This is a genomic window from Paenibacillus sp. FSL R10-2734 (genome assembly GCF_037963865.1).
Classification (GTDB): Bacteria; Bacillota; Bacilli; order Paenibacillales; family Paenibacillaceae; genus Paenibacillus_AQ.
In genome coordinates, this window is the sequence record NZ_CP150170.1 from 1,967,906 (window position 1) to 1,986,259 (window position 18,354).

The following is an 18,354-nucleotide window of genomic DNA, read 5'->3' on the forward strand; positions in this document are numbered from 1 at the left end:
AAAAAGCCTAAAATGACTAAGACTATTATAAAGAATGTGTGTGTATATATATTGCTGTTACTTGTCGCTTTTGTTACAGTGCTTCCATTCATATGGATGGTATCGGCCTCGTTAAAGACGCAAGCAACGATCTTCCAGAATTCGATGCAGCTGATCCCGAAGGATCCAGTGTGGTCAAATTATGGCGATGTATGGCGCAAGGTGCCGTTTGCTACCTTTTATCTGAATACGATCAAGATTACGATTTTATCTACGGTGGGAACATTGATATCTGCATCACTTGCTGCCTATGCCTTTGCAAAATTGAAATTTCCGGGAAATGACAAGCTGTTCTTATTGTTTCTCGCAACGATGATGATTCCAGGGCAAGCTATTATGATTCCTCAATTTGAGATTATGAAGAACCTAGGTCTAGTAAATACGCATTGGGCATTAATCTTGCTAACCTTATTTAATCCTTATGGCGTATTTCTACTTCGTCAGTTCTTGCTACAGCTGCCGGATGATTTGAATGAATCAGCGCGAATTGATGGTTGCTCTGAATTTGGTATCTTTATGCGGATTATTATGCCTCTTGCGAAGCCGGCATTGGTCACATTGGGTATATTTACACTGCTTGGCTCGTGGAATGATTTTCTCAATCCGCTAATCTACCTGAGTCAGGAAAAGCTATATACAATTCAATTAGGTATTCGCTATTTCCAACAAGTTAACGGTGCGGACTATCCATTAATCATGGCAGCAACAACGATGTCATTAATTCCGATGATCATCATCTATCTATTCGCTCAGCGTTACTTTATTGAAGGGATTGCAGTTACAGGAACAAAAGGATAATATGGGCTTTTAAATAGGATATCTACTTTTAATGAAAGTTAAAAGACGAGATGTCCTCCTTTTGTTTCATAATCATATGAGAAGAAAGGAAGATACATATTGAATCAAAAAAGATTGTTTAATGATGGCTGGGAATTTGCGAAGAGTACCTTAGAAGTGACGGATGGTAAGTCCTTGAATTTTCAGCCTGTCGACCTCCCTCATGATTGGCTGATATATAATACGCTAGACTTGTATGAGAACGGCATTGGCTGGTATCGAAAGCGCTTTACAAGTGAGAAGAAGGGTAATCAGCTATTGTTATGCTTTGATGGTGTTTATATGGACTCTACCCTTTATGTGAATGAGCAATATATTGGGGAATGGAAATACGGTTATTCTTCCTTTGAGTACGAGATTACAGACGCCATTCTAGAGGGAGAGAACGAAATTCTGGTCAAGGTCGTGCACGAGAGTCCCAATAGTAGATGGTATTCAGGAGCGGGTATCTATCGGAATGTATGGCTCAAGACAAGAGATTGTAATCACATCGTGACAGATGGAATTTATGTTCATACGGTACAAAAGGATGACGATTGGCGAGTGGAGGTCAACACCGATGTGAACATTACAGAGGATATGTGGCTTTCCCAAACCATTCTGTATAAGGATCGAGTGATCAAGAGCTGTGTAGAGAAGCTTTCTGCTGGAGATCAAGCTACCTCACGTGTATGTCAGGTGCTATCTGTCGAGAAGCCTTTACTATGGAGCACGGATGAGCCGCATTTATATCAGCTAAAAACAGAATTGCAACATATAGCATCTGATCAGAGTTCAACCATTGAGGAAGTAACACAGAGTGTAGGCTTTCGAACGATTGTACTGGATCCGCAAGAGGGCATGCTTCTTAATGGGGTAAAGATTAAGCTTAACGGGGTTTGTGAGCATCATGATCTTGGAGCATTGGGATCAGCGTTTTATACTGCTGCATTGCGAAGAAGATTTGAGATCTTAAAGGACATGGGCGTGAATGCGATACGTACTGCTCATAATATGCCTGCTGCAGAGCTTATGGATTTAGCGGACGAAATGGGTCTGCTTGTTGTTTCGGAAGCCTTTGATATGTGGGAGCGATCAAAGACCACGTATGATTATGCAAGATTCTTTAAGGATTGGGCGTTAAGAGATGTGCAGAGCTGGGTTATGCGAGATCGTAATCATCCAAGCTTGTTTATGTGGAGTATTGGCAATGAAATATATGATACGCATGCTGACAAGCGAGGGCAAGAAATTACGAGCATGCTGATGGAAGCCGTGCTTCAATATGATCCAAAAGGCAATGGGAAAGTGACCATTGGATCGAATTATATGCCATGGGAAAATGCCCAGAAATGTGCGGATATCGTAAAGGTGGCAGGCTATAATTACGCGGAGAAATATTACCATCAGCATCACGCGGAGCATCCCGACTGGATCATCTATGGAAGTGAGACCGCCTCTATTGTGCAGAGCAGAGGAATATATCACTTCCCATTCGAGCAATCCATCCTGGCTGACGACGATGAGCAATGCTCTGCGCTAGGCAATAGCGCAACAAGCTGGGGAGCGAAGTCAGCAGAAGCATGTATTATCGCAGAGCGAGATGCGGCATTCTCATTGGGTCAATTTATCTGGACCGGCTTTGACTATATTGGTGAACCTACGCCGTATCATACGAAGAACTCGTACTTCGGGCAGATTGATACAGCGACCTTTAAGAAGGATTCTTATTATATCTATCAATCAGCTTGGACGAATTACAAGAAGAATCCCATGGTTCATATTTTTCCCTATTGGGATTTCAATCCAGGTCAAATGATCGATGTTCGAGTCTGCTCGAATGCACCGAAGATAGAATTGCAATTCAATGGTGAGACTGTAGGGACCTATGATATCGATCATGAGCATGGAACACAGTTAGCGGGTTGGTGGAAGATGCCTTATGAACCAGGCGAGCTCAAAGCAATCGCTTACGATGAGTCTGGACAAATCATTGCTGTAGACATTAGGAAATCGTTCGGAGACGCGAGTCGAATCTGCTTGAAGGCTGATAAGGCTACGCTCCTTGCCGACGGCACAGATTTAATCTTCGTCGAAATTACGATGGAGGATGAGAACGGTCATGCAGTTGAGAATGCAAACAATCGCGTTCAGGTTCAGGTGAGCGGGGCGGGCCGATTGATCGGTTTAGATAATGGAGATAGCACTGACTATGATCAGTACAAAGGTACGAGTAGACGGTTGTTCAGCGGTAAGCTAATGGCGATTGTTGCTGCGGACTTAGAGGTAGGTACGATTACGTTTGAGGTTACATCGAAAGGTGTAGAAGGTAGTAAGCTGCAGCTTCAATCGATCCCTATGATAGATCATAGAATAGGCATTTCAGCAAACACAAGAAATTTAGATTTGCCATGTGTGATAGGAAATGCAGAAGAAATTCCTTTGCGAAAAATAGAAATTATAAGTCATTCTGGACAACAGTTTAATGAAAATAGAAGAGAAATGCTCGTAAGCGCAAACCTTTATCCTGTAGATACTTCCTATTCTGAAGTGGAGTGGAGCATTGTAAATGATGCAGGGATCGAATCTAATCTAGCGCGGATCGAATCGTTTGGACAAGAAGCCAAGATCACGGCATTAGGAGATGGGAATTTCCGCGTCCGCTGTATGAGTAAGAACGGTACAGAGAAGACCAAGCTCATTTCTCAGTTGGAATTTACGGCGAGTGGTTTGGGAACGGCTTTCAAGGATCCGTATGGATTTATTTCTGGTGGCCTATATGACGAGGTGAAAGGCGAAGTCGGAAACGGAAATGAACGAGGCGTAGCGACGAGTCGAGATGGTGAGACACAGGTTGTTTATCGGGACATTGATTTTGGACCTTATGGCTCGGATTTGATATCGATTCCCCTATTCGCATTGACTAGCGAACCCTATGCGCTCCAGATTTGGGAAGGCATGCCGGACGAAGAGAACAGTGAGCTTTTGGCAGACGTTATTTATCAGAAGGAATCGAAATGGAATGTTTATCAGGAGGCAACCTATCAATTATCCAAGAGACTCACTGGTATTACCTCTATTTGTTTCGTATTGCAGAAAAAGGTGCACATTAAAGGCTTTTCATTTGTGAAAAAGAACCGAGCGTTCGAGCAGAACAGGGCTGCAGATTGCGATCGTATTTATGGTGACTCATTCACCATCGCGGAACAGGGTGTTGAAGGGATCGGGAATAATGTATCCCTTGTGTTCGAGCAGATGGATTTTACCACGAAAGGTACTTCAAAGCTTGTCATTTGTGGGAGATCACCGATCGATAAGAATACCATTCATATTCGCTTCGAAGAGGGTGAAGAGTCTAGCAATCAACTGATCGAGTTTACTCAATCAGATGGGTATGTAGAGCGTGTATTTGAGTTGGAGAAAATGACAGGGATGCAGATGGTAACTTTTATCTTCCTACCTGGAAGTCAGTTCGATTTCGGCTGGTTCCGGTTCGAATGCTAGTTCATCAGTTCAACTATAACGATAAATGAGGTGCGAGCATATGTTAACAGGCAAGATGAATGCTGCAATTATGGATAAGCAATTATCGATTTCTGTGAAACAAATAGATATTCCCGTTCCTAAGGATAACGAAGCGCTGATCAAGGTGTATTGTATCGGAATATGTGGTTCGGATGTTCATTACTATGAGCATGGGAGAATCGGTCGTTATGTAGTGAAGGAACCGATCATATTAGGCCATGAGCTGGCTGGTGAAGTTGTTGAGGTTGGAAAGAAGGTGTCCAATATTACTGTAGGTGACCGAGTAGCGGTTGAGCCAGGAGTTACCTGTGGACATTGCGACTATTGTAAATCAGGACGATATAATTTGTGCCCAGATGTTGCATTTCTTGCAACACCCCCAGTAAATGGGGCTTGGGCGGAATACATCGTTATGCCAAGTGATTATCTATTTAAGCTTCCGGATTCCATGAGCTATGAGGAAGGTGCGATGCTTGAGCCGTTGTCGGTTGGTTTTCATGCGATGATGCGTGGTAAGGTTCAGCCGTTCGATCGAGTGCTTATAACAGGTTTGGGTCCGATCGGACTGCTTGCAGGACAAGCAGCAAAGCTATTTGGTGTTTCTGAAATCTATGGAACGGACGTTGTGCCTTTCCGGCGTGAACTTGCTATGGATATGGGCTTTACCGCAGCACTAGATCCAGTAAATGAGAGTGTTGAACAGCGACTAAACGAGTTAACGGGCGGATCTGGAGTTACACTCGTCGTGGAGTCATCAGGTAACGCACAAGCGATGGCGGATACAATCAAGTTGGTTCGCCGTGGAGGGAGAATTGTGTTTGTCGGTTTACCAGCCGATGGTGTTATTCCGATGGATATGGGACAATTTATCGATGCCGAAATCGATGCTTATGGTGTTTTTCGTTACGCGAATACCTATCCTGCCGCGATCCAAGCGTTGCAGCATTCATCTTTAGAGATAGAGAAGATCGTTACACATCGCTTTGCGCTTACAGATACTCAAGAAGCCCTTGAAGTAGCACGTAAAGAGAAGGATACCAGCATTAAAGTGATGATTTATCCGAATATGCCTTAATGTGCGTTATGAAAAAAAGACGCTCCATTCGATCAGATCGGATGGGGCGTCTTCGCGTTATTACGTTTTAATATAATCCGCAAAATTCTCTAGTAAGTATAAGGAGTTAATATCTTCACGCAAATGATGCTGGACTAACTCGTCAATCTTATCTACTTCATGGTTTGTCATGCAATCCAGGATCATGTGATGCTCGCTCAAAATTTTCTCCAGCTTTTCTTGCTTTAGCATATGCAAGCGACGATACCTTTCATAATGCACATTGGATAACTTAATAAGCTTCCACAAAAATTCATGTCCTGCTAATGTGAATAGCGTCTTATGAAAGGTGTCATCCAAGGTAAGAAAGTGGTCAAGTGCATGCTCCTCTTGTATCGCGCTACTTTGTTCTTCTAAGTTCTTCTTAAGCTCCAGAATTCCTTTAAGAGGAAGGCTGCCGGATAGACCTTTGATAATATCTTTTTCCAGTACACTTCTTAAATAGATGATTTGCTCGACGGATTCCAAATCAATGTATGAAACAATATTTCCTTTTTTCGGATACACATTAATATAGGACTCGAGTGATAGCTGCTTTAGTACATCGCGCAAAGGCGTTCTGGATATCTGAAACCGTTCGGACAATACCGTCTCACTCAGAATGGTTCCAGGCTTTAGCGTTAGGTTAAGAATTTCGTGTTTTAATAGGTCCAAAATATCTTTTTTGGTGGACATGAGGTTACGTCTCCATTGCCATTGAATTTGTAATTAGTATACATGATGCGGGATGTTGACAGAAGAAAGTTATTTCAATTATATATTTGTGACATCTTGTATACAAGTTGTAAATAAATTTATTAATATTATTGACAACGTATGTAGTTTCATTCTAATATTTGAATATATTATCTTGTATACAAGATCACTGCACATTAAATTATAGGAGGTTTTATCCAGATGAACATGACATGGAGATGGTATGGGGAAGGCAATGACAACATTACGCTTGATCATATTCGGCAAATTCCGGGGGTAATGGGAATTGTCTGGTCACTGCATCATAAGGTAGCAGGCGAAGTGTGGGAAATGGATGAAATTGAAAAGGTTGCGAATCAAATTACGAGCAAAGGGTTTAGCACTGCCGTAGTGGAAAGCGTAAACGTTCATGATGATATCAAAATTGGACTTCCGACGCGTGATCAATATATCGACATTTACATAGACACTATCCGGAAGCTAGCCAAGGTAGGTGTTAAAGTGATCTGTTACAATTTCATGCCGATCTTTGATTGGACGCGGACGGAGCTGTACAAGGAATTACCAGATGGCTCAAATGCTCTTTTTTATGAAAATGCGGCCATTAATGAGAACCCACGTGACATGGTCAATCGCATTCTGGAAGGGGCTGGCGAATTTACGATGCCTGGCTGGGAGCCGGAGCGACTTGCGAAGCTCGATGAGCTATTCGCCGCTTATGCAGATGTAACGGAAGATAAGCTATTCGAGAATTTGACCTATTTTCTGAAGCGGATTATACCTGTCTGTGAGGAAGTAGACGTTAAAATGGCTATTCATCCCGATGACCCCGCGTGGCCGATCTTTGGTTTGCCCCGCATTGTTCGCAGCCGCGATACGATCCGCCGATTACTCGACGCAGTAGATAGTCCATATAATGGATTAACCTTCTGTACAGGGTCGCTGGGTACGAATCCACAGAACGATCTGCCAGCGATGATTCGGGAATTCTGTAATCGGATTCATTTTGCCCATATTCGGAATGTTAAGGTTTTTGAGAACGGTGATTTTATTGAGGTATCTCATCGCGGACGAGATGGCAGTGTGGATGTGGCAGAGGTCGTCAAAGCGTATCATGAGAACGGATTTACGGGGTATGTGCGTCCAGATCATGGTCGTCACTTGTGGGGAGAAGAGAAGAATTGCCGCCCAGGTTACGGGCTGTATGATAGAGCTATGGGGATCATGTATTTGCTTGGCGTATGGGACAGCTTGGAGAATACGACGGGGGTGAAGTGAATGCTGCTCTTAACAAGAGAGAGTATTCAATCAAATGCTGAGGCGTGGAAGGATGCAGACGTGGAGCTTCCTCAGTTTGATTATGAGCAGGTGGCGAAGAACACGTTCGTGAAGCCGGAATGGATTCATTTTGGAGCAGGTAATATTTTTCGTGGATTTGTAGCAAATGCTCAACAGAAGTTATTGGAGCTTGGGAAAGCAGATACAGGGATTATCGCTGCTACCTCCTTTGACTACGAGCTGATCGATAAGATTTATAAGCCGCATGATAATTTAACACTTCTTGTGCTAATGAATGCACGTGGCGAGTTTACGAAGAAGGTCATTAGCAGCATTACTGAGGCGATTATTGCAAACAAGAATCGAGCGCAAGATCACAGCCGTCTAATTGAAATATTTGAAAATCCGAGCTTGCAGATGGCTAGCTTCACCATCACGGAGAAAGGCTATGCTTTGACGGATCCTAATGGAATTTATCTTGATATCGTGAAGAATGATATAGAACAAGGACCTGAGCAGCCTGTACACAGCATGAGTGTTGTCGCTTCACTTGCTTATAGACGATATCTTAAAGGTCAGTATCCGATGACATTTGTTAGTATGGATAACTGCTCGCATAACGGGGATTTGCTGAGAAATAGCGTGATTACTATCGCCAAAGCATGGGCTGTGAAAGGGCATGTGGATGAAGGCTTCGTAACGTATCTCGAAGACGAGAGCCGCATTACATTCCCATTGTCGATGATCGATAAAATCACACCCCGCCCGTCAGAAGTTGTTAGAAATGGCTTACAGGAGCAAGGAATTGGCGGAATGGATATCCTTATAACCTCGAGAAACACCCATACCGCACCTTTCGTTAACGCAGAGGTCAGTGAATATCTGGTCATAGAGGATAAGTTTACGAATGGGCGACCATTATTAGAAGAAGCGGGTATCATATTCACAGATCGTGAGACCGTGAACAGGGTGGAAACGATGAAGGTTACGACCTGTCTCAACCCATTGCATACTGCATTAGCGGTCACTGGATGCCTGCTAGGCTATACTCAGATATCGGATGAGATGCAGGATCAGACATTGCGTACATTGGTTGAGAGGATTGGCTACAAGGAAGGATTGCCTGTAGTTGTAGATCCGATCATTCTAAGTCCACAGCAATTCTTGGATGAAGTGCTACAAGAGCGATTTGCGAATCCGTTTATTCCAGACACCCCGCAGCGAATTGCGACAGATACGTCGCAGAAGGTAGGCATTCGCTATGGGGAAACGATCAAATCCTATGTACAACGAGAGGATCTTAATCCAGCGGATTTGACGGCGATTCCCTTAGCGATTGCTGCGTGGTGCCGCTATTTGATCGGAGTGGATGACGAAGGGAATTCATTTGAGCTCAGTCCTGATCCATTAATGGAGTCACTTCAAGAACATCTGCAAGGCGTGACTTTGGGAGACTCAGCTTCGAATGTTCATGAGATTCTAAACAATGAGAAGATCTTTGGTGTACCGTTGTATGAAATCGGCCTTGGTAGCAAGATTGAAGGATATTTTTATGAAATGCTAAAGGGTCCAGGATCTGTACGGAGAACGTTGGAAAAGTATTTGAATGAAGTGATATTGTAGGTCTCATTCTTAATAAGCCTCATGGAGTAAAGCCACTGCACCCCGCAGAGCTATACCCCATGAGGCTTTTTCGCGTCTAGTCCATTTGGTTTACCTAGCTAGAGTACTTTAGTACGCTAAAATACCTACTTTTTCAAAAAAATAATAATAGTTAATATTTCCATAACATTCCTCTGCAACAGAGTTGACAATTGTAAACGAAAATGACATTAGCAGTTACCTATATGAAAAGGGTGAATCTAATTGAAAAACAGTAAATGGATTAGCGCAACGTTGGCTTCAGCACTTCTTGCAACAGTAAGCGTTGGGAGTGTATCTGCAGCTAGCATCGGCAGTAATGTAAAAGCTGTAGCTACCAATCAGTCCGCTGCTAAAACAGCAGTTAAAGAAGGTACAGCTACTTGGAATGTAAACGGTACGCCGGTTGTGTTTAACACCATTAATAGCAGTGGTTACAAGCTTTACTCGCTGAATCAGGTAGCTGGTGAAATTGGAGCTAAGCTAGTGCTGGGAGCAGGCGGGTTTGAACTTAATGACAGCAAAGGATTACATAATGTTCTACTCAAAACAGGCTCAAAGAGCTATCAAGTAGATGGTACTTCCGAATCGTTCACAGTTGCTCCAGTATTTTATAACGGTAAAACCTACGTAGAGCTTACTAAGTTAGTTAACGCACTAGGTGGAGAGCTGGATGCTGATGCTAGCACGATTCTAAGCTTTGCTCGTCCTGAAGGATCGTTTGATACTTTGCACTGGACAGCAGCTGGAAGTCTGATTGCGAACAAAAGCGATGCAGAATCCGCTCAGCTTATCAAATTCACTACTGACCCAGGTAACTACGAAGTATTCTCGTCGGATGACAGTGCGGTAGATTTTGCGGTATCGCCCGATCAACAGTGGGGAGCGTTCAACGATGAGACTGGTTTGCTGAATCTGATTAACTTGTCTAGTGGTGCTATTAAGAAGCTAGGTACTGACAACAGTGTGAAGACGGATCTAGTTTGGTCCAAGGATGGTAAGAAGATCTATTTCATCCAAGGAGACAAGCAAGAGAAGATTGCACAAATCGCCGTAGACACTGGTGTGGTTAAATCCGTTTTGGCAGATAAGGTTGAGAATAAATCCGAATTGCGCATTTCCACTGATGAAAAGAGCGCCGTTTATATCGTTAACTTGACGGGTGTTGCTAAAAATGATGCGGACAGCACAGAAGATTCTCTTACTGTAGACTTCAGCTCTGCTGGAGAGCAGCTTTACAAGCTTGATCTTGCTACAAAAGATGCTAAACCAGCTGCCTTGACAACTACACCGGATAACAAGCTGTACCCTGAAATTTCAGCTGATGGTAGCGTCGTATATCTTAGCGCAGATGCTGATGGAAATGCAGCTAACACATTGAAGGTTGTAAAAGCAGACGGAACAAGCACTAACATTGCCCTTGATGTTGAAGTGACTTGGTCTACTGGCGTTAATAATGGTTTGGTTGTAGCCGGTTCAGCGGCAGACGGAAGCACTGTAGTTTATGCCATTGATAATAATGGTGCAAAGACTGAGCTGTTCCGCTCCACTGAAGACGTATCAGAAGTAGCTGTTTCGAATGACGGAAGCAAGCTTGCCATCGTAAGTGACGGCGGTGTATGGGTGGTTCAAGGCGGTAAAGCATTGCAACTGACGAAATAATAATAAATTTTAACGGCGTAAAGCCGAGAGGAGAAATAATACAATGAAGATTTTTAAAAAGCTAACAGTAACGGCTCTAACTGCCGTAATTGCGGTAACCGCATCTTTCGCAGGGGTTGCAGCAGCAGCCGATTCACTCAAAGGAAAGATCACAGTTAACGGTTCGACCGCACTTCTTCCACTGACGCTTCAAGCGGCAAAAGAATTCCAAAAGCTTCACCCTAAAGTGAAAATCGCAGCATCGGGTAAAGGTTCTGTAACTGGACCTCAAGCAGTAAAAAAAGGCATCGCTGATATCGGTGCTTGCGACTGGGATGCTAGCATGGACGTACCAGGCTTCAAAGCTTTTGACGGCCAAGTAGCAAACAAAGTAGCTGTCATTCCTTTTGCTACAATCGTGAACAAAAATGTGGGTGTAGATAACCTTACAACAGAACAGCTTAAAGGGATTTACGCAGGTAAAATCACGAACTGGAAAGAAGTAGGCGGTGCAGATGCTGATATCGTGGTTATCACTCGTTCTTTCGGTTCCGGTACACGCGTTAACTATCAAGCTAAAGCTTTGGATGGCGGAGATATCGTTAAGAAAGCTAAGAACTACAAAGAAACAGGTTCATCCGGTGACATGAAAACTGCCGTAGGAACAACTCCTAACGCTATCGGTTATATCGACCTTGTATATGTAAGTGGCGACGTGAAAGCTGTTAAACATAACGGTGTAGCTGCTACTACGGACAACGTAATTAATGGATCTTATAAGATCTGGGCTTATGGTTACTACATGACTAAAGGCCAACCTACTGGCGCAACAAAAGAATTTATCGAGTACGTACAAAGCAAGAAGTTCCAACAAGGTTCCCTGAAAAAGCTTAAATTCATTCCGATCGCAGCAATGAAAGGCTAATAACATCTAAAGATCATATTGAACGGTAACAGCGGCCAGCTCCGATCTTGATACGGGGGTGGCCGCTTACAGGAGGGAAAGTATGGGGGCACCAGTCCAAGGCTTGGCAACTAGGGGAAAAGAGGGCGTAACGCAGGTTAGCGCTAACTCCAAACGTCATGGTAGACATTTGTTTAACAACAAATTGTTCAAGTTTTATTTTTTATTCAGCATTCTCGCGCTTTGTTTCGTGCTTGGACTAGTAATTCTATTTATCGGCAAAACGGCGATGCTTCTGTTCGGCGATCTCTCACCCGCGGACTTTTTCTTTTCCTTTAACTGGACGCCGGAAGAGGATTCTTTTGGAGCGGCTGCCTTCATTGTAAATACACTTTCACTAACGGCATTGACGCTGCTGATTGCAGTTCCTATCTCGGTAGGGATGGCGGTACTCTGTGCGGAGATTGCTCCCAAATGGATGAAAACTTTTATTCGTCCTGTGCTAGATTTATTGGTTGGTATTCCTTCCATTGTTTACGGTTATATAGGCTTAACGGTATTACTTCCTTTCCTGCGCAGAGTTAGTGGTGAGAGCTTGGGCGATGGATTGCTAGCTGCTGCACTTGTGCTCGCATTAATGGTACTGCCAACAATTTGCCGAATCAGTGATGATGCTATTGTCTCTGTTCCGCGCAAATATCGGGATGCTGCATATGCTCTTGGATCTACCCGTCTACAAGTAATCATGCGTGTAATATTGCCTGCGGCTAGTCGGGGAATTATCTCTGCAGTAATTCTGGGTATGACTCGTGCTGTAGGTGAGACGATGGCTGTAGTTATGGTTATCGGTAATACACCACAATTGGCCAAGACGTTATTTACGCCAGCATCGGTGCTGACAAGTAACATCGTTATGCAAATCTCCAATGTAGAGTTTGACTCGACTTGGAACTATGCGCTACATATGATGGCATTTCTCCTGCTAGTAATATCATTTGTATTAATTTTGATCATCCGCGTGCTGGGTAGAAAAAGGGGGGATGCAGCGTGAACGGATTCGCAAGTACAAAGCATACAGCGCGTGCTCAAAGAAATAATAAAATTGCGACCATAGGGTTTTATACGCTTGGGGCTTTAGTCATGCTGCTGATCTTCTGGCTGCTCTTCACGATTCTTAGTAAAGGTCTACCGGCACTTCGGCCCGATTTCTTGATTAAACAGCCTGAAGAGATTGACGCAGGTGGTGGGATCGGTCCGGTGCTATTCAACTCATTTTATATTTTGTTCATCTCCTTGTTTATTTCTGTTCCCATTGGTGTGGGGGCGGGAATCTATATGGCTGAATATGCTCCGGATAATAAATTTACAGGTGCACTACGTATTTGCGTAGAAGCTCTGTCATCGGTTCCTTCAATTGTGTTCGGTATGCTCGGACTCGCGATTTTTGCGGAATATTTTGATATCGGACTAACGATTCTTGGCGGAGGCGTCAGCTTGGCGCTACTGAATCTACCTATGCTTACGCGAGTGACAGAAGAGGCGGTACGTGCCGTTCCTGGGGAAATCCGCGAGGCCGGATATGCGCTTGGGATGACTAAATTCCACGTGATCCGCACGGTAGTACTACCCGTTGCAATGTCTGCAATTGTTACTGGGATTTGTCTCGTTGCTGGGCGCGCCTTCGGGGAGTCTGCGGTGATTATCCTTACCGCTGGTCTCAGTACCTCAGGCGAAATGTGGGACTTTAACTTATTCTCGCCGGGTGAAACCCTGGCAGTGCATCTGTGGTATGTACAATCCGAAGCGATTGTAGAAGATGCACGGCAAATTGCTGACAAGTCAGCAGCGGTACTTGTATTTGTAGTTTTGTTTATTAATTTTATATTCCGATTTCCGCTCTGGCTCGGGAATCGTCGCAAGTAATACTTGGGGCCTACGAGTGGAACTCGTAGGCCCCATCTCATCGGAAAACCATCGTCGGTTATTCGTAATTGCGGAAATCCTCCCTAAAATAGGTGTCTTATGCTCTGTGGATGCGTAATTGCGGAAATCCTCCCTAAAATATGCCTGATTTGCTCCCGAATAGAGGTTTTTAGGTAATAATTAGGGAGGGATTCCCTAAAAAGTATGTATTTTAGCGATTATAGAGAAACAATTAGGGAGTATTTCCCTAATTGTTTCTAGTCGCTCAACTAACCAAATGCACCGAACGAAACGCAGCCGCCTCAGCACCTCTAGATACTGCGAGGAAGATCAAACGTGACCGCTTTAGCCTTAAGTTACTTCAACTAACCAAATGCACCGAACGAAACGCAGCCGCCTCAGCACCTCTAGATACTGCGAGGAAGATCAAACGTGACCGCTTTAGCCTTAAGTTACTTCAACTAACCAAGTGCACCGAACGTAACGCAGCCGCCTCAGCAGCTCTAGACACTGCGAGGAAGATCAAACGTGACCGCTTTAGCCTTAAGTTACTTCAACTAACCAAGTGCACCGAACGTAACGCAGCCCCCTCAGCACCTCTAGATACTGCGAGGAAGATCAAACGTGACCGCTTTAGCCTTAAGTTACTTCAACTAACCAAATGCGCCGAACGTAACGAAGCTGCCTCGGCGCCTCTAGATACTGTGTTAAAGATCAAACGTGTCCGCTCTAGCTTAAGTTACTTCAACTAACCAAGTGCACCGAACGTAACGCAGCCGCCTCAGCGCCTCTAGATACTGCGTTAAAGATCAACAGTGTCGCGCTCTGGTCGAGCGTTATTAGCTCAGAATAGAGAAACAGCCTTCCCAAAAAGGAAGGCTGTTAATGTGACGCGAGCGGGCTGACTGTGAAGCGGATGTTTTTGATGTTCCTACTTGGACGCCCCAGCGCTTCTCATCCCCTGAACGCAGAACAGCCTCCCCGAAGGAAGGCTGTTAACGCGTCCAGAGCGGGATGCAGCCCTAAAGGGCTGACTGCGAAGGGTATGCTTTCGATGCATATACTCCGACGAACCACTGTGGTTCTCATCCCCTGAACGCAGAAACAGCCTCCCCGAAGGAAGGCTGTTAACGCGTCCAGAGCGGGATGCAGCCCTAAAGGACTGACTGCGAAGAATATGCTTTCGATGCATATGCACCGACGAACCACTGTGGTTCTCATCCCCTGAACGCAGAAACAGCCTCCCCGAAGGAAGGCTGTTTACTCTGACGTCCCGGAAGGGATTCGAACCCCTGACCGTGCGCTTAGAAGGCGCATGCTCTATCCAGCTGAGCTACCGGGACATGACTGATGGCTGAAAAGCAAGCAGGATTTATCTTATCATATGCGATGAAGTTTTTCAAGCTGTTTTTTAAAAAGAGTACGGGGTATGCTATAATCTACAATTATTAAGTTTCGGATGAAGCTTAAGGTATTAATAACTTTTATGACGATGAGGATTCAATTTCACATACTTAGCTATAAGGAGGTGCCCTTATTAAAGATTCAGATTCCCCCGCGACCAAAGAGAATATCGTCCTGTTCCCCAAGACACTGGACTATTATCAAATCCAGCTTACGGTGATGCTGGAGAGTGAACGCTACGGGGAAGCGATGGAACTGCTTCGTTTTTTGTTGCAGTGTCAAGGACAGGAAGAGCGAAATTACGAAGAATGGCGGTCCCTGCTGGAATGGCTGGAAACGGCTTTCCCCTATGCCTCCCAGAATGGAGATACGGAAGGAGCCGTTCACCCCGAAGACGAAGATTTAAGGGAAGAAGATATGGCCCGCCTCCTGGCCAAATCAAAAATGACCGAGGATGCGGGGTATCCTCAAAAGCTGCTGCAGCGGGTAATGAATGAGCCACTGTCAGAGGCGACAATCCTAGCACTAGAGCAGCTTTCTTATCTGGAAGGCGGCGGAGTTGATGAGGCGCTGACGGCTTGGCTACAGGGGGATAATGTTCACCCACTGCTGCAATTTCGAACCCTGCAGACTCTTCGGCGGCGTGGGATGCAGGGAACGGTCAACCTGATTCGTGGTCATGAAACAGCAATAGTAGAGATTGAAAGTGTGCCGCTACAGACGGAGGATTTTCCACCTCAGGTGAGCCAGGTGCTCGAGCGGGTAGCCGAGCAGGCGGAGGTTCACGAGCCTACGCTGTATTATTTTGCACAGGAGCTCTGGGGCCAGTTCGTCATGTCGATTTATGGATCGGAAGAGTATCGGAAATTGCTGGATGGGGAAGATGCGCTACTGGATATATGGGCAGGGGCGCTGCACCAGTTTGTGTCTGAGAGCTTAAACGGTACTCGGCAGGAGGAGGAGACTCGCGGAATGTACAGCATCACAGACGGCATGCGCTTTCAATTTGAAGGGGCTTATCGTGCGATCAAGGGTTTTGTAAAGACTTCTCTACTTGATAAATAAAGTAATGTTGTATATAATATAATGGTTATTCTGTGCGTGGATTGTATCATTTTTTGAAGTAAACTTGTGAACCTATATTTTGGAGGGAAAAGTATAATATGAAAGCAACATGGGAAAAAATAGAGAAGAACCTTGGAGTTCTTGAAGTAGAAGTTGACGCAGAACGCGTCGCAGCAGCACTTGATAAAGCTTTTAATAAAGTCGTTAAGAAAGCTAACGTACCAGGCTTCCGTAAAGGTAAAGTGCCACGCCCGATCTTTGAATCCCGTTTTGGTGTAGAAAGCTTGTACCAAGATGCAATCGACATTCTTCTTCCTGAAGCTTACGGTGAAGCAGTTGAACAAACTGACATCTTCCCTGTAGACCGTCCTGAAGTTGATATTGAGCAATTTGCTAAAGGTCAATCCTTTATCTTCAAAGCGAAGATCACGGTTAAACCTGAAGTTAAGCTTGGCGATTACAAAGGTCTGGAAGTTCCAGTACAAAAAGCTGAAGTGACTGAAGAAGAGCTGAGCGCTGAGCTTGCTCGTCTGCAAGAGCGTCATGCTGAACTCGTAGTAGTTGAAGAAGAAGCAGCAGCTAACGGCGACATCGCTGTGATCGATTTTGACGGATATGTTGATGATGTACCGTTCGAAGGCGGAAAAGCTGAGCGTCATTCCCTTGAGCTTGGTAGCAACTCCTTCATTCCTGGATTTGAAGAGCAAGTAGTTGGAATGGCTACTGGAGATTTCAAAGATGTAGAAGTTACTTTCCCTGATGAATACCATGCAGAGAACCTTGCGGGTAAGAAGGCAGTATTCAAAGTGAAGCTGCACGAAATCAAACGCAAACAACTTCCTGCACTCGATGATGAGTTCGCTAAAGATGTAAGTGAATTCGAAACTTTGGAAGAGTACAAAGCAGATCTGAAAGCTCAGCTCGAATCCCGTAAACAGGATGAACTGAAAGGCCTTCGCGAAAACGCAGTTGTTGATAAAGCAGCAGAAAACGCTGAAGTTGAGATCCCTGAAGCTATGATCAACAGCGAAGTTGAGAACATGGTTCGTGACTTTGACACTCGTCTTCGTCAACAAGGTATGAACATGGATATGTTCCTTAGCTTCTCCGGTCAAACTCGTGAAGACTTGCAGAACCAAATGAAAGGCGATGCTGAAAAACGCGTTCGCAACAACCTGGTACTGGAAGTTATCGCTAAACAAGAGAACATTGAAGTTTCCGAAGAAGAAGTTAACGAAGAGTTGGCTACTATGGCTGAAGCTTACAAACGTACTCCTGAAGAAATCCGAAGCATCTTGGCAGCTAACGGTTCACTGGGCAGCTTGAGCGAAGAACTTTCTTTGCGCAAAACCATTGATTTCCTTGTTAGCAATAGTGTAGAAGTAGAAGCACCAGCTGCTGAAGACGCTAAAGCTGAGTAAGATTTTTTAACAACTACCTAGAACGGCCAAGCAAGTCGGCCTCCATACAGATATGATAAGGCACGTAAGTTTCGTTACGTGCCTTATTTTTATCCTCGGCCACAGATATATGTCATTACATAGGTATCCGAATGAACGTATGGCATAAGGAAAGTGGCGTGACAATCATAATTGACAAGCAGTGGACAAGTCTGCTGTAGTGAAAAAATGACATCGCGCCGTGAACGTGTTAAAATATTTTTGAAACGATAAGACTAATCTGTAAAGAGAAAAGAGGTTGGTGGCATGAGTCTGGTACCAATGGTTGTGGAATCAACAAGTCGTGGAGAACGTTCATACGATATCTATTCCAGATTGCTCAAGGATCGCATTATTTTCTTAAGCAGTGCGATTGACGATGATGTCGCCAATCTAGTTATTGCTCAACTGCTGTTCCTTGCAGCAGATGATCCCGAGAAGGACATTCACTTGTACCTCAACTCACCCGGTGGTTCAGTAACAGCCGGTATGGGTATATACGATACGATGCAATATATCAAACCGGATGTTTCAACCATTTGTGTAGGAATGGCTGCAAGCATGGGATCGCTCCTTCTAACAGCTGGGGCTCCGGGCAAAAGATATGCGCTGACTAACAGCGAAGTTATGATTCATCAACCGCTCGGTGGTGTTCAGGGTCAAGCGTCCGACATTTGGATTCATACCGACTGGATCCTCAAGACGAGACAGAAGTTGAATCAAATTTATGTAGATCGCACAGGTCAGCCCCTTGAAAAAATCGAACGGGACACAGACCGCGATAACTTCATGAGCGCGGAAGAAGCCAAGGAATATGGGCTTATTGACCAGGTTCTTTCTTCACCGATGAAATCTTAAAGGGGTGGTTA

Annotated in this window: 13 protein-coding genes and 1 tRNA gene; 12 read left to right on the forward strand and 2 right to left on the reverse strand. The window is 44.5% G+C overall.

Translation table 11 applies throughout. The features are described from left to right. Positions 1-12 precede the first annotated feature (12 nt). The 3 genes from NSS67_RS08675 to NSS67_RS08685 all read left to right on the forward strand — a co-directional run bounded on the left by NSS67_RS08675 (position 13) and on the right by NSS67_RS08685 (position 5,455). The gene (locus tag NSS67_RS08675; protein WP_339319178.1) at positions 13-837 is read left to right on the forward strand and encodes a carbohydrate ABC transporter permease; all 825 of its coding nucleotides are present in this window, start codon (positions 13-15) and stop codon (positions 835-837) included. Positions 838-936: 99 nt separating this feature from the next. Beyond that, the gene (locus NSS67_RS08680) at positions 937-4,359 is read left to right on the forward strand and encodes a glycoside hydrolase family 2 TIM barrel-domain containing protein (protein ID WP_339319179.1); all 3,423 of its coding nucleotides are present in this window, start codon (positions 937-939) and stop codon (positions 4,357-4,359) included. Between the two features lie 40 nt (positions 4,360-4,399). Further along, positions 4,400-5,455: an NAD(P)-dependent alcohol dehydrogenase gene (locus tag NSS67_RS08685; RefSeq protein ID WP_339319180.1), complete on the forward strand. Its 1,056-nt coding sequence runs from the start codon at positions 4,400-4,402 to the stop codon at positions 5,453-5,455. 60 nt (positions 5,456-5,515) lie between these two features. Here NSS67_RS08685 and NSS67_RS08690 read toward each other — a convergent pair whose 3' ends face one another. Further along, positions 5,516-6,169 carry a GntR family transcriptional regulator gene (locus tag NSS67_RS08690; RefSeq protein WP_339319181.1) on the reverse strand — a complete coding sequence of 218 codons (654 nt, stop codon included), beginning with the start codon at positions 6,167-6,169 and terminating at the stop codon, positions 5,516-5,518. Between the two features lie 222 nt (positions 6,170-6,391). Between NSS67_RS08690 and uxuA the strand changes: the two genes are divergently transcribed. The 6 genes from uxuA (at position 6,392) to pstA (ending at position 13,577) form a co-directional block, all read left to right on the forward strand. Beyond that, positions 6,392-7,468 carry a mannonate dehydratase gene (gene uxuA, locus NSS67_RS08695; protein ID WP_339319182.1) on the forward strand — a complete coding sequence of 359 codons (1,077 nt, stop codon included), beginning with the start codon at positions 6,392-6,394 and terminating at the stop codon, positions 7,466-7,468. Next, the gene (locus NSS67_RS08700) at positions 7,469-9,091 is read left to right on the forward strand and encodes a mannitol dehydrogenase family protein (RefSeq protein WP_339319183.1); all 1,623 of its coding nucleotides are present in this window, start codon (positions 7,469-7,471) and stop codon (positions 9,089-9,091) included. A gap of 243 nt (positions 9,092-9,334) precedes the next feature. Further along, entirely contained in the window at positions 9,335-10,771 is a 1,437-nt protein-coding gene (locus NSS67_RS08705) for a stalk domain-containing protein (RefSeq protein ID WP_339319184.1), read from the forward strand. 43 nt (positions 10,772-10,814) lie between these two features. Next, positions 10,815-11,675 carry a phosphate ABC transporter substrate-binding protein gene (locus NSS67_RS08710; RefSeq protein WP_339319185.1) on the forward strand — a complete coding sequence of 287 codons (861 nt, stop codon included), beginning with the start codon at positions 10,815-10,817 and terminating at the stop codon, positions 11,673-11,675. An 82-nt stretch (positions 11,676-11,757) separates the two neighbouring features. Then, positions 11,758-12,705 carry a phosphate ABC transporter permease subunit PstC gene (gene pstC, locus NSS67_RS08715; RefSeq protein WP_339319186.1) on the forward strand — a complete coding sequence of 316 codons (948 nt, stop codon included), beginning with the start codon at positions 11,758-11,760 and terminating at the stop codon, positions 12,703-12,705. Then, positions 12,702-13,577 carry a phosphate ABC transporter permease PstA gene (pstA, locus tag NSS67_RS08720; protein ID WP_339319187.1) on the forward strand — a complete coding sequence of 292 codons (876 nt, stop codon included), beginning with the start codon at positions 12,702-12,704 and terminating at the stop codon, positions 13,575-13,577. Before pstC ends, pstA begins: the two co-directional genes overlap by 4 nt. A gap of 1,269 nt (positions 13,578-14,846) precedes the next feature. On the opposite strand, the gene NSS67_RS08725 is transcribed toward pstA, so the two are convergent. Further along, positions 14,847-14,920 (reverse strand) — tRNA-Arg (locus NSS67_RS08725). Between the two features lie 280 nt (positions 14,921-15,200). Here NSS67_RS08725 and NSS67_RS08730 point away from each other — a divergent pair. From NSS67_RS08730 to clpP, 3 genes are all read left to right on the forward strand, one after another. Further along, a complete protein-coding gene (locus NSS67_RS08730) occupies positions 15,201-16,046 on the forward strand; it encodes a hypothetical protein (protein ID WP_339320545.1) in 846 nt (281 codons plus the stop codon). Positions 16,047-16,144: 98 nt separating this feature from the next. Then, positions 16,145-17,467 carry a trigger factor gene (gene tig, locus NSS67_RS08735; RefSeq protein WP_339319188.1) on the forward strand — a complete coding sequence of 441 codons (1,323 nt, stop codon included), beginning with the start codon at positions 16,145-16,147 and terminating at the stop codon, positions 17,465-17,467. Positions 17,468-17,752: 285 nt separating this feature from the next. Further along, on the forward strand, positions 17,753-18,343 hold the full coding sequence (gene clpP / locus NSS67_RS08740) for an ATP-dependent Clp endopeptidase proteolytic subunit ClpP (RefSeq protein ID WP_076129430.1): 591 nt from the start codon (positions 17,753-17,755) through the stop codon (positions 18,341-18,343). The last annotated feature ends 11 nt before the right edge of the window (positions 18,344-18,354 follow it).

What these genes read in the sequence shown, in the direction of transcription:
- NSS67_RS08675 (WP_339319178.1), top strand. Translation starts at nt 13, where the DNA reads ATGACTAAGACTATTATAAAGAATGTGTGTGTATATATATTGCTGTTA.
- NSS67_RS08685 (WP_339319180.1), top strand. Translation starts at nt 4,400, where the DNA reads ATGTTAACAGGCAAGATGAATGCTGCAATTATGGATAAGCAATTATCG.
- NSS67_RS08690 (WP_339319181.1), bottom strand. Translation starts at nt 6,169, where the DNA reads ATGTCCACCAAAAAAGATATTTTGGACCTATTAAAACACGAAATTCTT.
- uxuA (WP_339319182.1), top strand. Translation starts at nt 6,392, where the DNA reads ATGAACATGACATGGAGATGGTATGGGGAAGGCAATGACAACATTACG.
- NSS67_RS08700 (WP_339319183.1), top strand. Translation starts at nt 7,469, where the DNA reads ATGCTGCTCTTAACAAGAGAGAGTATTCAATCAAATGCTGAGGCGTGG.
- NSS67_RS08710 (WP_339319185.1), top strand. Translation starts at nt 10,815, where the DNA reads ATGAAGATTTTTAAAAAGCTAACAGTAACGGCTCTAACTGCCGTAATT.
- pstC (WP_339319186.1), top strand. Translation starts at nt 11,758, where the DNA reads ATGGGGGCACCAGTCCAAGGCTTGGCAACTAGGGGAAAAGAGGGCGTA.
- NSS67_RS08730 (WP_339320545.1), top strand. Translation starts at nt 15,201, where the DNA reads ATGCTGGAGAGTGAACGCTACGGGGAAGCGATGGAACTGCTTCGTTTT.
- tig (WP_339319188.1), top strand. Translation starts at nt 16,145, where the DNA reads ATGAAAGCAACATGGGAAAAAATAGAGAAGAACCTTGGAGTTCTTGAA.
- clpP (WP_076129430.1), top strand. Translation starts at nt 17,753, where the DNA reads ATGAGTCTGGTACCAATGGTTGTGGAATCAACAAGTCGTGGAGAACGT.